Consider the following 12,534-nt stretch of genomic DNA (forward strand, 5'->3'; position numbering starts at 1 on the left):
AATGGTGAGCCCACGTGTTTTCTGCGCGGGTTGAATTGAGGAGATCCACATGCGGATTGGTATCATCACATTGATCGTGGCTTACGTGCTAAGCCAGTTTTATCGCGCCTTTCTGGCAGTGATGACACCTGCGTTGAAGACAGATCTGGGCGCCACGCCTGAGGATCTGGCTCAGGCTTCCGGCGCTTGGTTCCTTGTCTTTGCCCTGATGCAAATCCCCGTGGGCTGGGCCTTGGACAATATCGGTCCGCGTAAGGTTGCCGCTGGCCTTCTGGCGCTTGGCGGGGCCGGAGGGGCCGCGATGTTCGCCATGGCCTCCAGCCCGGATCACATCCTCTATGCAATGATCTTGATCGGGATCGGGTGTTCTCCGGTTTTGATGGCAAGCTATTTCATCTTCGCGCGGCTTTATTCCCCCGCCGTCTTCGGCACGTTGGCAGGGATGGTGATCGGATTTGGATCGCTGGGCAATATCGCGGGCGCCCTGCCCTTGGCGCTGGCGGTCGAACAGTTTGGCTGGCGCACCTGCCTGTGGGCCTTGGCGGCTGTGACGCTAGTGGTCGCGGCGCTGATCATGGTGACGGTCGACAACCCACCAAAGGTCGAGGTCGAAGAGGGGCAAGCCAAGGGGTCCGTGTTGGATCTGCTGAAAATGCCCGCGCTTTGGGCGCTGTTCCCGCTGATGTTCGTCAACTATGCGGCGGCGGCGGGGCTGCGCGGCAGCTGGGCCGGTCCTTTCCTACGCGATGTCTATGGGTTGGGCACGACAGGCATCGGCTGGGTCACCATGGCGATTGCACTGGCCATGGTGGTGGGCAGCTTCGCCTATGGACCGATGGATCGCATCTTTGGCACCCGAAAATGGGTGATTTTCACCGGCAACATGATCGCGGTTGGCATGGTGTTCCTGTTGTGGGCCTTCCCCGAGGCTGGCGTCCTGAATATATCGTTGACCATGGCCGCAATCGGATTGTTTGCCGCCAGTTTTCCACTGCTCATGGCGCACGGACGCAGCTTCTATCCGCCCCACCTTGTTGGGCGGGGCGTGACGCTGATGAATATGTTTGGGATCGGCGGCGTGGGCGTATTCCAATACGCTTCGGCCAGCGTGTATCGTTCAGCGCAAGGTCCGGATGTGGCGGTCACGGCCCCCTATCAGGCCGTGTTCCTGTTCTTTGCTGTGCCGGGTCTGATCGGCTGCCTGCTGTATCTGTTCAGTCAGGACCGTACAGACTAAGCCGACTTACGGGGCCTGCGACGACGGCGCTTACCCGCGCCTCCGTTCGGATTGCCTGCGGGCTTCGGCCCTTGACCGGACGCACCGCGCGGTTTGCGCCCGCCACCTGCGCCAGCTCCGCCTCCGCCACCACGGCGACCACCGCCGCCACCTTGTCCGCGCTGTGGGCGCTTTTCCTCGGCGGGGCGTTTGCCACCCAGTACCGGGATCTCGATCTTCATGACCTTTTCGATGTCACGAAGCAGGCCTAGTTCGACACCAGATACGAAGGAGATCGCATCCCCGTCGGCACCCGCACGCGCGGTGCGGCCGATGCGGTGGACATAGTTGTCGGCGACCTCGGGCAGGTCAAAGTTGTAGACATGGCTGACGCCGGGAATGTCGATCCCGCGTGCGGCCACATCGGTGGCCACCAGAATACGCGCCTCGCCCGCACGGAAGGCGGCAAGGGCGCGGTCGCGCTGGCCTTGGCTTTTGTTCCCGTGGATCGACACCGCCGCGAAGCCTTCGTGCACCAGATGCTTCATCAGCTTCTCGGCCCCGTGCTTGGTGCGCGAGAAGACCAGCGACAGTGCCTGCTCATCATGGCGGAGCAGATCAACCAGTCGGGTGATCTTTGCCCCCCGGTCAGGGCAGTAATAGAGCCCCTGCGTGACCTTGTCCGCCGCCTTGCCCGGAGGCGACACCTGCACGCGCGCCGGATCGGTCAGATAGGCTTTCGACAGTTCGGCCATCAACTTGGGCATGGTGGCCGAGAACAGCATGGTTTGGCGCGGCTCGCCCAGTTCGGGCGCGATTTTGCGCAGCGCGTGGATGAAACCCATGTCGAGCATCTGGTCTGCTTCATCCAGAACAAGGAAGGTCGCCGTATCCAAGCGGATCGAGCCACGGTCCATCAGGTCAATCAGGCGCCCCGGCGTGGCGACCAGTATGTCGATCCCGTTCGCCAGCATGCTGATCTGCTTGTTGATCGACACACCGCCAACAACGGTGCGCACTTTCAGGTGGGTGCCCTGCACATAAAGGCGCAGGTTGTCAGCGATCTGGTTCACCAGCTCGCGGGTCGGCGCTAGTACAAGCGCCTTAACCGATTTCGGCTGACGCTTGTCATGGTTGCTTAGAAGCTGATGGATCAGCGGCAAGCCAAAAGCCGCGGTCTTGCCGGTGCCGGTTTGGGCCAGACCCATGACATCACGGCCTTCCAGAACCAAAGGAATGGCCTGAATTTGAATGGGGGTTGGGGTCTCGTAACCAGCCTCGGTCACGGCGGATACCAGCTTCGGGTCCAACCCGAGCTCTGCAAATTTTGTCATCATCGTCTTTCTGGCACACGCAAGGGTGCACCGCTGTCACGCGGGTGGGGCATGATCGCCCGTCGCTTAGGTTTGCGGTGGATGCTCGCACGAAGGCCGAATGCCCAAGCGCCGATCTGACCGCTAGAACCCCGCGTGATTTGGGAACTTGTGGAAAGGACTGTCTGCCTCACATCTGGGGCGGGTCGCTCACGCGTCGACCGGACAGTTAGCGCGCGTATCACAGCGAATTGCACACAAGTCAACGACAAATCATGTCGGAACGACGCGAAAAGCCTTTCCTGCAAGGCGGAATTGCTCTAAGGAACCCCCCGTCTTTGGGTGGTTCAAAGACGAACTGAAAATAGGAGGCCGTAATGGGCTATAAAGTCGCCGTCGTAGGCGCCACGGGCAACGTGGGCCGCGAAATGCTGAACATCCTGGCGGAACGCCAGTTTCCTGTAGACGAGATCGCCGCGCTTGCATCGCGCCGTTCGCTCGGTACTGAAGTCAGCTTTGGTGACAAGACCCTGACCACCCAGGATCTGGACACTTTCGACTTCACCGGCTGGGACATGGCGCTGTTTGCTGTGGGTTCGGAAGCAACCAAGGAATACGCGCCGAAAGCGGCTGCGGCTGGTTGTGTGGTGATCGATAACTCGTCGCTCTATCGTTACGACCCCGACATCCCGCTGATCGTGCCCGAGGTAAACCCGGATGCGATTCACGACTATAAAAACAAGAACATCATCGCAAACCCCAACTGCTCGACCGCGCAGATGGTTGTGGCGCTGAAGCCTCTGCATGACCGCGCCAAGATCAAGCGCGTTGTCGTGTCGACCTACCAGTCGGTGTCGGGCTCGGGCAAAGACGCGATTGACGAGCTGTGGAACCAGACCAAGGGCATGTATGTCCCCGGTCAAGAAGTCGAGCCGAAGGTCTACCCCAAGCAGATCGCCTTCAACGTGATCCCGCACATCGACGTCTTCATGGACTCGGGTGACACGAAAGAAGAATGGAAGATGATCGCCGAGACGAAGAAAATCGTCGACCCGTCGATCAAAGTCACCGCGACCTGCGTGCGCGTGCCGGTCTTCGTGGGCCACTCGGAATCGATCAACATCGAAACCGAAGAGTTCCTGGACGAAGACGAAGCCCGCGACATCCTGCGTCAGGCCCCCGGCCTGCTGGTTGTCGATAAGCGCGAGAACGGCGGCTACGTGACCCCGGTTGAATGCGTCGGCGACTTCGCCACCTTCATCAGCCGTATCCGTCAGGACGTGACGGTCGAGAACGGCCTGAACATGTGGTGTGTCTCGGACAACCTGCGTAAGGGCGCCGCCCTGAACGCCGTCCAGATCGCCGAGCTGCTGGGCCGCGAGGTTCTGAAGAAGGGCTGATTGACCCTCGATAGATTAAGAGAAAGCCCTGCCATTTGGCGGGGCTTTTTTTGTGGGGTGGTGTTTGTTTTGAGGCCAACTTTGCTGGATATTGAGTTGAATGCTATGCGCAGGAGTGGGCTTTGCAAAATCCGGTCGAAATCTCTAGATTCACCATATGCTGGATTCTAGCCGTGTAGCCGCTTCTCACTGCGGTTATTGTGCGCTTAGGAGGTTACGAACCTAATTCGGGTATGCTTTTGGAAGATAAGAAGAAATTTACCGTTTATTTGGATCAGAACATCGTCAGCCACCTTCGAGAGGGAGAACCCGCGAAAGAGGAGCTTTCAAGGGTACTAGAACGTTTTCAAGAGCATGGGGCGGTATTTGTCTATTCGCATGTTCACGTTGAAGAGTGCAGGGCATTCTATGAACCGGAACAATACGTGCGAGTTCTCGATAAAATTGATGGCCACTACATTCAACCTACAGGACAGCAATGCGAAGCAGTATCCAACATGGCGAATGGTCTCATATTGTGCAAAACGGACTTTGCCAGCAAGAGTCATGCTCTGCTATGCCATCCAATGGCACTCTCACAGTACATTTTAGGTTGGCTCGGCGAATTGGAAGCCGACGAGTTGAAGCGAGAACTCAATGCAGATATCGACCTTTGGGTTAAGGAATTAGAACGTGAAACTCTGGGGCTTTTCGAAACTTCTTTAATCCGCCAACAGCTCTCGGAGCCTTTACTGTCTTTAGAACTGAATAAGCTAAAGCAAGAAGGCTTGAAGCAGAAACCTCAGACAGAGCGAGAATGGAATGTCAGATATGGACGAATTGACAATCTTGCGCCAAGCAAAGTCGTAGATTTTATTCTCTCAGAAATTGACGGCGAAGCAGCGCGGTCTCTGGCCGATCAGTTTCCCAAAGGAACTTGGCCGAATGGTACTTACAAGGAAAATGGTACCTTAACTGGACTCTTGTTTTTCTTGTTTACCCAAGGCGTTGGCAGAGACCCGAGGGTGAAGAAAGGTAGCCAATCACAGCGGAGGAAAAGACTTCAAGCGCAGTTCCGTGATTGTCAGCATATAGAAGAAGCGGCGCGTTGCGATCTCTTTCTTTCTAACGATGCTGCTGCAATCAAGTTGGCGCAGGCGGCCTATGACTACGCAGGAGTTGACACTGTTGCAAAACATGTTCTCATCCATCTGACACAGTAAAGCCGTGCATTCTTGCCACCCCACTCTACCTCCACGACTTTTGCATTAATATGTCCTCGCCAACGGCCAGCCCGAAATCAGTATCGAAACCACTCTGCGCTGGCCCGAGGGCAAGACCCTCTCGTGGGCACCGTAAATGTGGAGGCGTGGCGCTAGCTTTGCGCCACGGGTAATGTATCTAAGGCAAGGACCAGCAACGACCGGCCCCTGCCTAGTAATCAAAGTGCTTCGAATGCGCCGGTTTCAGCGTTCAGGGCCTGAACGTCGCCATTGCTGATATCCATCCACAGACCGTGCAGCGTCAGGGTGCCTGCCTCGACCGCGTCGCGCACGAAGCCATAGGTCATCAGGTTGTCCAGCGATTGCATCACACCTGCTTTTTCCAGATCAACGTCTTCACGCCCGGCGTCTACGCCACCGATCCGCTCCAGCGCGGGGGCCAGGTGACGGATCCAACGGCCTACAAAGCTGGCCTCGTCCTCAAGCCCGGGGGCGTCGCCTTTGCACATGTCGTGATAGCCTTTCACGCCGCCACATTTGCTGTGCCCCATGACCACGATGTGCTTCACCTTCAATGCAGTGATCGCATATTCCAGCGCCGCTGCCGTGCCAGTGTTTTCGCCCGTCGCGTCCGCAGCTGGTACGAAGTTCGCGATGTTGCGGTGCATGAAGAACTCGCCCTGCTCGGCACCAAAAAGTGCCGTCGCGTGAACCCGGCTGTCACAGCAGGAAATGACCATCGCGGGCGGCTCTTGCCCGTCTGCCAGCTTCAACAGGCGCGCCTTGGTGTCGTCGGACATGGCGGCCTTCTGCGCGTGATAGCGCTGGACCAGAAACTCGGGAAGGGGGCTGGCATTGGTCATCTGGGTGTCTCCTCACTTTGACTTCAGCACTTTTAGGCCGAATTCCCGCGTAATTCGAGGCAATTTCAACGCATCCATATACGATTTCTTGAGGCACTGCGGTCATTCTGCCCATGAGGGAAAGATACAACCGGGGTGCTGGTATGAGTGACATTGCGAAACTAACCCATTTCGAAGACATCCAGCTGGATCGGGATCAGCTGCGCGCGCTTTACGTCCGTTTTGGACCGATACAGGCGGATCGCAACCTGAACCAATCGCTTGAGGATTTAGCGCTGTGGCTGGGCCGCCTGCAACATGCGCTGAAGACCCGGCGGTATGGGGATCTGCGGCAAGGGGCCGACGATTTGAAACGCATCGCACAGCGGCTGGGTATGACCACCCTTGCCCGCGTGGCGCGTGATGTGGCGGAACAATGCGTCGTGCAGGATCCGGCAGCGTTGCCCGCAACGGTGGCGCGCCTGAACCGCGTTGGGGAACGCAGTCTGATTGCCGTGTGGGATCATCAGGACATGTCGCTTTAGACAGCTGCATATCGGGGATTGCCCCTGCGCTTGGGGGCGTTACTCTGCCAGACAGAACCGGCACAGATAAGAACCGAGGCCCCTATGACCCTGACTTTTGCCAGCCACACCGACGCTGCCATCCCGCTTTACCTGATCGAAAAGGGCGATGACGCCGCGCGCTCTGCGCTTCCGCAATCGGCTCAGATCTGGGCGGATGCCAATGGGTTTGATGGGGGACTGGGGCAATGCCTTGTGGTACCTTCGAGCTCTGGAGCGGTCGAGATTGCTTTGATTGGCCTTGGCTCCGCGCAAGCACGCAAACGCAAACGATTTGGCGCTGTTTCGGCACGCGGGAAGCTTACTGAGGGCGTATACCAACTGGCCAGCGCGCATACGGCGCAGATCACGCAGGAATTCGCCCTTGGCTGGCTTCTGGAAGGTTATCGCTTCGACCGCTACGCCAAGCAATCAACCCCGAAAGCCCAGCTTGTCGCCCCTGAGGGCGTGGACGCCGGGCAGTTGGAAGCAATCGCGGCGGGTGAGCTTACGACCCGTGACCTGATCAACACGCCCGCCGAGGATATGGGACCGGACGAGCTGGAACTGGCGGCTCGCAAACTGGCCGACGCACATGGGGCCAAGATCTCGACTGTCTTGGGCAAGGCGCTGCTCGACCAGAACTTCCCCATGGTCCATACGGTTGGCCGCGCCGCCACCCGTGCGCCGCGTCTGATCGACATGCGCTGGGGCGATGAAGGCCCGGCGCTGACCTTGGTGGGCAAAGGTGTGTGCTTTGACACGGGAGGGCTGAACCTGAAGCCCGGCGGCTCGATGGGCTTGATGAAGAAAGACATGGGCGGAGCAGCGACCGTGCTGGGGCTGGCGCAGATGATCATGGCTCTTGGCCTGAAGCTGCGTCTGCGCGTGCTGATCCCGGCTGTAGAAAACGCCGTCGCGGGCAATGCGTTCCGTCCCGGCGATATCCTGACCTCGCGCAAAGGTCTGACGGTCGAGGTCAATAATACGGATGCCGAGGGCCGTCTTGTGCTGGCGGATGCGCTGGCCCTGGCGGATGAAGAAAAGCCGGACCTGATCGTCTCGATGGCGACGCTGACCGGGGCCGCGCGCGTTGCGGTCGGGCCGGACCTGTCGCCGTTCTATGCCACTGAAGCCGGCGACGCAGATGCCTTGCGCAAAGGCGCGGAGAGCAGCGCCGACCCGGTGTGGGAAATGCCCCTCTGGGAACCCTACGAGGCAATGATCGAACCCGGCATCGCCGATTTGGATAACGCGCCGAAGGGCGGATTTGCGGGATCCATCACAGCGGCCCTATTCCTGAAGCGCTTCGTCACCGACACGCCGCGCTATGTGCATTTCGACATTTATGGCTGGAACCCGACCGCCGCGCCGGGCCGTCCCAAAGGGGGCGTGGGCATGGGCGCACGTGCGCTTCTGGACGCGCTGCCTGACATGTTGGACCTGTGATGGACCGCCGCCTGACGCCCGCCAACGCCCACGTCGCACACGAAAGTCTGCGTGGGATAGTCAATGCACCGCGCTACACCGAAGGCACATTGAAACAGGTCGTCGGAGACAGCTTCCTGTTGGACGCGCCCAGTGGAAACCGGGATCGGCAGGTTCTGTCAGGCGATCAGTTCAACATTCTGGACGGCGACGACCACATGGTGTTCGGCCAGTCGCTGAAAGATGGATATGTTGGATATCTTGAAGCGTGGAGCCTTGGGGATCCGCAGCCCCTGACCCATCGCGTGATCCGGCGCACAACACACATGTATCGCGAGCCAGATTTCAAAACACCGCATTGTCGGGCGTTTCATCTGAACAGCACGGTGCAGGTCATATCTCAACAGGGAAAATGGGCCGAAATCTCTTTGCCCGAAACCCCGATGTCTGCCCCTAAACACGGCTTCATCCCGGCCTCGCATCTGTGCCCGATCGACATGTTTGTCTCAGACCCGACCAGCGTGGCCGAGCAGTTTCTGGACACGCCCTATGTCTGGGCGGGCAACTCGGGCTTTGGCATCGACTGTTCGGGGCTTGTGCAGGCGGCGTTGCTGGCCTGCGGCATCCCCTGCCCTGGTGACAGCGACCTGCAAGAGGCAGCGTTGGGTCAGAACATTCCCGAGGGCGCGCCGCTTCAGCGCGGGGATATCTTGTTCTGGAAAGGCCATGTGGCGATGGTGGTGGATGCCGAGCGGATTATTCACGCCAATGCGCATCATATGTCGGTGGCCTATGAGAACACCGCGGATGCCATTGCGCGGATCGAGGCGCAGGGCGACGGCCCGGTCACCTCGCGTAAGCGGTTATAGACATTATTCGACCGCGCGGATCAGTTTGCGCTCCAATACCCGCAATACGGTGCGCAGGTCACTTCCGCGCTTCAGAATGCGCCCGTCCATACCAATGACCGAGTACTGCCCCTGCTTGCCACGCAACTTGGGCCGCTTCTCGATTCGGTAGATTGGGTGCTCTGCAGAGCGCCGGAATATCGAAAAGATCGCAACATCACTGAGAAAGCTCATCCCGTAATCGCGCCACTCACCAGCGGCAACCATCTGTCCATAGAGTCCCATGATGGCGCCAAGTTCGATGCGATTGAAGGCGACCTGCTCGGCCGGTTTGCCTGCCCCTTTAAAGGGCGTCGTTGTCTGCCAGTTCATAAACTTAGAGTGGACCGACATGGTAAACAAATCAATACCTGCCCCAGTTTTGCCCTTAAATGACCGGCAAGATACCCTTCAGCGACCGCGTAAACGCCCCCATGGTAGGGAATTCTTAACACGTCACGAGCGAGGGCTCTTCCGGCGCCGCGAGAACAGCCCCCATCCAGTAAGCGGCGCCGGAATCGACAACATCCCAAAAATCTCCAGTCCTCTTTCCCGCCCTCGGCGGTGACGCAGCGTGCCTGACTATTGGAAAATCAAAACGCATTATTGACCGCGCGGTCGGTTTTGTGCATCCTATAGCCAAGTGATCTTGGGGGAGGCCAGATGACGCCGCAGGAAATCGCAGAGAAAAGCGCCGACGCTATGTGGGCCGACGATCCGGCCAGTCAGGAACTGGGGATGCGGATCGACCGCATTGCGCCGGGCGAGGCCGCCCTGTCGATGGAGATCCGCAAGGACATGGTGAATGGGCATGGTATCTGCCACGGTGGATTTTCCTATACGCTGGCAGACAGCGCTTTTGCCTTCGCCTGCAACAGCTACAACCAACGCGCGGTCGCGCAGCATTGTCAGGTCTCCTACCTGAGCCCGGGCAAACTGGGCGAACGCCTGACCGCCACCGCGATCGAGATTAGCCGCGCCGGACGGTCGGGCACCTATGACGTGACCGTCACTGGGGAAGACGGGCGCACGGTGGTTCTGTTCCGCGGTCATTCGCGACAGATCCAAGGCGCACATTTTGACGAACAAGACGGATAGAATCACCGGGGCACGCGCGTCCCAGTCGGAGGAGAAACATGAAAGACCTGACACCTCGCAAGGAAGACCTTGACCCGATCGAAATCGCATCGCGCGATGAGATTGCCGCCACGCAGCTGGAACGCATGAAATGGTCGTTGAAACACGCCTATGAGAACGTGCCGTTCTACCGCAAAAGCTTCGACGACGCAGGCGTGCATCCGGACGATCTGAAGACGCTGGCGGATCTGGCCAAGTTCCCCTTCACCGTCAAACAGGATCTGCGCGACAACTATCCGTTCGGCCTGTTTGCTGTGCCCCGCGAGCAGATCTCGCGCATCCACGCCAGCTCGGGCACCACGGGTCAGCCGACCGTTGTGGGCTATACCAAGAATGACCTGACCATGTGGGCAAGCGTCGTTGCGCGCTGCATGCGCGCCTCGGGTCTGCGTCCGGGTGACGTGCTGCACAACGCCTATGGCTATGGCCTGTTCACTGGTGGTTTGGGTGTGCATGGCGGTGCGGAAGCCGCTGGCCTGACGGTTGTCCCGGTCTCGGGCGGGATGACCCAGCGCCAGGTGCGTCTGATCGAGGATTTCCGCGCCGACGGTATCACCGTGACGCCGTCCTACGCGCTGTCCATTCTGGACGAATACGCCAAGCAAGGGCTGGACCCGCGCGAAAGCCCACTGAAAGTCGGCATCTTCGGTGCCGAGCCGTGGACCAACAACATGCGCCGCGAAATCGAAGACGCGTTCGACATGCACGCGGTCGACATTTACGGCCTGTCGGAAGTCATCGGACCGGGCGTGGCCAACGAATGTGTGGAAACCAAAGATGGTCTGCACATCTGGGAAGACCACTTCTATCCCGAGATCATCAACCCCGAGACCGGCGAGGTCTGCGAGGATGGTGAGCTGGGCGAGCTGGTGTTCACCTCGTTGACCAAAGAAGGCTTCCCGATCATCCGCTACCGTACCCGCGACCTGACGCGCCTGCTTCCGGGCACCGCACGCTCGATGCGCCGGATGGAGAAGATCACCGGTCGTTCGGACGACATGATCATCCTGCGCGGCGTAAACGTCTTCCCGACCCAGATCGAAGAACAGCTGATGGACGTACCTGCCCTGTCGCCGCACTTCCAGATCGAGCTGGTCCGCCCGGGTCGCATGGACGAGATGCACGTGCACGTGGAAATGGCCGAAGGTCAGTCGCAGGAAGGCGCCGAAGCCGCCGCCCGCGCCCTGTCTGGTAAGATCAAATCCAACGTGGGCGTCAGCGCCAAAGTGCACGTCGCCGACGGCGGCAAGGTTGCACGAAGCGAGGGTAAGGCTGTAAGGGTCGTCGACAACCGCCCGAAGGAGTAATCCATGCCACGTGGGATCGCCCGTGATCACGAAGAAAAACGCGCTGCCATCCGCAAGGGGGCAGCGGCCTATTTCGCTGAACATGGATTTGACCGGGCATCCATGACCGCAGCTGCCAAGCATTGTGGGGTCTCGAAAGCGCTGATATATCACTACTATGACAGCAAAGAGGCCCTGCTTTACGACATTCTGGACCACCACCTGTCCAAGCTGGTGGCCGACGTTGAAGCCGCCCCGGAAACGGACGGGCTGCGGGGGTTGGTCCGCGCCATTCTGGTCGCCTATAAGGGCGCAGATGCCGAGCACAAATTGCAGTTGGACAGCCTGACCGTGCTGGAACCCGACCAGCAGGCACCTTTGGTGGACCTGCAGCGCCGCCTGATCGACATGATGGGCGCTGCGTTGAAGGCCGAAGCGCCTGAACGGTTTGAAGACAGCGCAAACTTGCGCGCCGTGACCATGTCGGTCTTTGGCATTCTGAACTGGTACTATATGTGGAACCGCCCCGGCAAAGGGCTGAACCGCGAAGACTATGCCGATCTGGTGACCGATCTGGTGGTTGGCGGCGTCCACAATCTATAGCCACGATCCCGCCTGTCGCACACATCCGGCACGGCTTTTGCTCAGACCAGCACAACCACGCTTTCGGCGATCTTCCCCCTAAATCTAGTGGATCACGATCCTGTGATTTCGAAAATAGATGCATGTGCATACAATTAGGCATACGAGTCACCATTGCCTGAAAGGACTAATTATGAAATCTGCACGCATTCTCGTTCTCGCATCCCTTGCAAGCCTCACCATGGCAGGAAGCCTTGCGGCTCAATCAGAGCCCACCAATCCCGCCGTGATCAAGCGGTCGGAGACCATGAAGGCCATTGGCGGATCCATGAAGACGCTCGCAGGCATGGCCAAAGGCGAGATGGCGTTTGATGCCGACAAGGCCAACGCAGCCGTCGCCACCATCGTCGAGAAGGGCATGACGGTCCCTGCTGTCTTCGAGGCCAATGAAACCGACCCTGCGACCGAAGCCCTGCCCGCAATTTGGGAAAACTGGGACGATTTCGCCAAGAAATCTGACGACATGGTCATGGCGGCCAAAGGCGTTTCCGAGATCACCGAGCAAGGCGCGATTGGCGCAGCTTTGGGCCAAATCGGGGGCACCTGCAAAGCTTGCCACGACGATTATCGCAAGAAGTAAACGCGGCTAGAACAGAAAGGGGGCGGCGCGATAACGCG

13 protein-coding genes are annotated in these 12,534 nt (G+C 59.0%); 10 read left to right on the forward strand and 3 right to left on the reverse strand.

The genetic code is table 11. The features are described from left to right. Positions 1-49 precede the first annotated feature (49 nt). Positions 50-1,237, forward strand: a complete 1,188-nt coding sequence (locus G0Q00_RS08015) for an MFS transporter (protein WP_163038004.1) — start codon at positions 50-52, stop codon at positions 1,235-1,237. Here the strand turns inward: G0Q00_RS08015 and G0Q00_RS08020 are convergent. Continuing rightward, entirely contained in the window at positions 1,234-2,550 is a 1,317-nt protein-coding gene (locus tag G0Q00_RS08020) for a DEAD/DEAH box helicase (RefSeq protein ID WP_163038006.1), read from the reverse strand. The genes G0Q00_RS08015 and G0Q00_RS08020 overlap by 4 nt on opposite strands. A gap of 356 nt (positions 2,551-2,906) precedes the next feature. Here G0Q00_RS08020 and G0Q00_RS08025 point away from each other — a divergent pair, with 356 nt between their 5' ends. Together G0Q00_RS08025 and G0Q00_RS08030 are read left to right on the forward strand one after the other, a co-directional pair. Beyond that, positions 2,907-3,929 (forward strand): aspartate-semialdehyde dehydrogenase, encoded by a 1,023-nt coding sequence (locus G0Q00_RS08025; protein WP_163038008.1) that lies wholly within the window; start codon positions 2,907-2,909, stop codon positions 3,927-3,929. A gap of 233 nt (positions 3,930-4,162) precedes the next feature. Continuing rightward, positions 4,163-5,131 (forward strand): hypothetical protein, encoded by a 969-nt coding sequence (locus G0Q00_RS08030; RefSeq protein ID WP_163038010.1) that lies wholly within the window; start codon positions 4,163-4,165, stop codon positions 5,129-5,131. 218 nt (positions 5,132-5,349) lie between these two features. On the opposite strand, the gene G0Q00_RS08035 is transcribed toward G0Q00_RS08030, so the two are convergent. Next, entirely contained in the window at positions 5,350-5,994 is a 645-nt protein-coding gene (locus G0Q00_RS08035) for a carbonic anhydrase (RefSeq protein ID WP_163038012.1), read from the reverse strand. A 143-nt stretch (positions 5,995-6,137) separates the two neighbouring features. On the opposite strand from G0Q00_RS08035, the gene G0Q00_RS08040 reads away from it, so the two are divergent. From G0Q00_RS08040 to G0Q00_RS08050, 3 genes are all read left to right on the forward strand, one after another. Further along, a complete protein-coding gene (locus G0Q00_RS08040) occupies positions 6,138-6,518 on the forward strand; it encodes a hypothetical protein (RefSeq protein WP_163038014.1) in 381 nt (126 codons plus the stop codon). Between the two features lie 84 nt (positions 6,519-6,602). After that, positions 6,603-7,985 carry a M17 family metallopeptidase gene (locus tag G0Q00_RS08045; RefSeq protein ID WP_163038016.1) on the forward strand — a complete coding sequence of 461 codons (1,383 nt, stop codon included), beginning with the start codon at positions 6,603-6,605 and terminating at the stop codon, positions 7,983-7,985. After that, positions 7,985-8,833, forward strand: coding sequence for an NlpC/P60 family protein (locus tag G0Q00_RS08050; RefSeq protein ID WP_163038018.1), 849 nt, complete (start codon positions 7,985-7,987; stop codon positions 8,831-8,833). The genes G0Q00_RS08045 and G0Q00_RS08050 overlap by 1 nt, the downstream gene beginning before the upstream one ends. A gap of 3 nt (positions 8,834-8,836) precedes the next feature. Here G0Q00_RS08050 and G0Q00_RS08055 read toward each other — a convergent pair whose 3' ends face one another. Next, positions 8,837-9,184, reverse strand: a complete 348-nt coding sequence (locus tag G0Q00_RS08055) for a DUF2794 domain-containing protein (protein ID WP_163038020.1) — start codon at positions 9,182-9,184, stop codon at positions 8,837-8,839. A 330-nt stretch (positions 9,185-9,514) separates the two neighbouring features. Between G0Q00_RS08055 and paaI the strand changes: the two genes are divergently transcribed. The 4 genes from paaI to G0Q00_RS08075 all read left to right on the forward strand — a co-directional run bounded on the left by paaI (position 9,515) and on the right by G0Q00_RS08075 (position 12,496). Then, positions 9,515-9,949 (forward strand): hydroxyphenylacetyl-CoA thioesterase PaaI, encoded by a 435-nt coding sequence (paaI, locus tag G0Q00_RS08060; protein ID WP_163038022.1) that lies wholly within the window; start codon positions 9,515-9,517, stop codon positions 9,947-9,949. Positions 9,950-9,987: 38 nt separating this feature from the next. Further along, positions 9,988-11,295, forward strand: a complete 1,308-nt coding sequence (gene paaK, locus G0Q00_RS08065; RefSeq protein ID WP_163038024.1) for a phenylacetate--CoA ligase PaaK — start codon at positions 9,988-9,990, stop codon at positions 11,293-11,295. 3 nt (positions 11,296-11,298) lie between these two features. Then, on the forward strand, positions 11,299-11,877 hold the full coding sequence (locus G0Q00_RS08070) for a TetR/AcrR family transcriptional regulator (RefSeq protein WP_163038026.1): 579 nt from the start codon (positions 11,299-11,301) through the stop codon (positions 11,875-11,877). Between the two features lie 220 nt (positions 11,878-12,097). Continuing rightward, positions 12,098-12,496, forward strand: coding sequence for a cytochrome c (locus tag G0Q00_RS08075; RefSeq protein ID WP_163038028.1), 399 nt, complete (start codon positions 12,098-12,100; stop codon positions 12,494-12,496). The last annotated feature ends 38 nt before the right edge of the window (positions 12,497-12,534 follow it).

The organism is Aliiroseovarius sp. PrR006, assembly GCF_010500215.1.
Classification (GTDB): Bacteria; Pseudomonadota; Alphaproteobacteria; order Rhodobacterales; family Rhodobacteraceae; genus Aliiroseovarius.

What these genes read in the sequence shown, in the direction of transcription:
- G0Q00_RS08070 (WP_163038026.1), top strand. Translation starts at nt 11,299, where the DNA reads ATGCCACGTGGGATCGCCCGTGATCACGAAGAAAAACGCGCTGCCATC.
- G0Q00_RS08055 (WP_163038020.1), bottom strand. Translation starts at nt 9,184, where the DNA reads ATGAACTGGCAGACAACGACGCCCTTTAAAGGGGCAGGCAAACCGGCC.
- G0Q00_RS08035 (WP_163038012.1), bottom strand. Translation starts at nt 5,994, where the DNA reads ATGACCAATGCCAGCCCCCTTCCCGAGTTTCTGGTCCAGCGCTATCAC.
- paaK (WP_163038024.1), top strand. Translation starts at nt 9,988, where the DNA reads ATGAAAGACCTGACACCTCGCAAGGAAGACCTTGACCCGATCGAAATC.
- G0Q00_RS08075 (WP_163038028.1), top strand. Translation starts at nt 12,098, where the DNA reads ATGGCAGGAAGCCTTGCGGCTCAATCAGAGCCCACCAATCCCGCCGTG.
- paaI (WP_163038022.1), top strand. Translation starts at nt 9,515, where the DNA reads ATGACGCCGCAGGAAATCGCAGAGAAAAGCGCCGACGCTATGTGGGCC.
- G0Q00_RS08040 (WP_163038014.1), top strand. Translation starts at nt 6,138, where the DNA reads ATGAGTGACATTGCGAAACTAACCCATTTCGAAGACATCCAGCTGGAT.
- G0Q00_RS08030 (WP_163038010.1), top strand. Translation starts at nt 4,163, where the DNA reads ATGCTTTTGGAAGATAAGAAGAAATTTACCGTTTATTTGGATCAGAAC.
- G0Q00_RS08015 (WP_163038004.1), top strand. Translation starts at nt 50, where the DNA reads ATGCGGATTGGTATCATCACATTGATCGTGGCTTACGTGCTAAGCCAG.
- G0Q00_RS08050 (WP_163038018.1), top strand. Translation starts at nt 7,985, where the DNA reads ATGGACCGCCGCCTGACGCCCGCCAACGCCCACGTCGCACACGAAAGT.
- G0Q00_RS08045 (WP_163038016.1), top strand. Translation starts at nt 6,603, where the DNA reads ATGACCCTGACTTTTGCCAGCCACACCGACGCTGCCATCCCGCTTTAC.
- G0Q00_RS08020 (WP_163038006.1), bottom strand. Translation starts at nt 2,550, where the DNA reads ATGACAAAATTTGCAGAGCTCGGGTTGGACCCGAAGCTGGTATCCGCC.
- G0Q00_RS08025 (WP_163038008.1), top strand. Translation starts at nt 2,907, where the DNA reads ATGGGCTATAAAGTCGCCGTCGTAGGCGCCACGGGCAACGTGGGCCGC.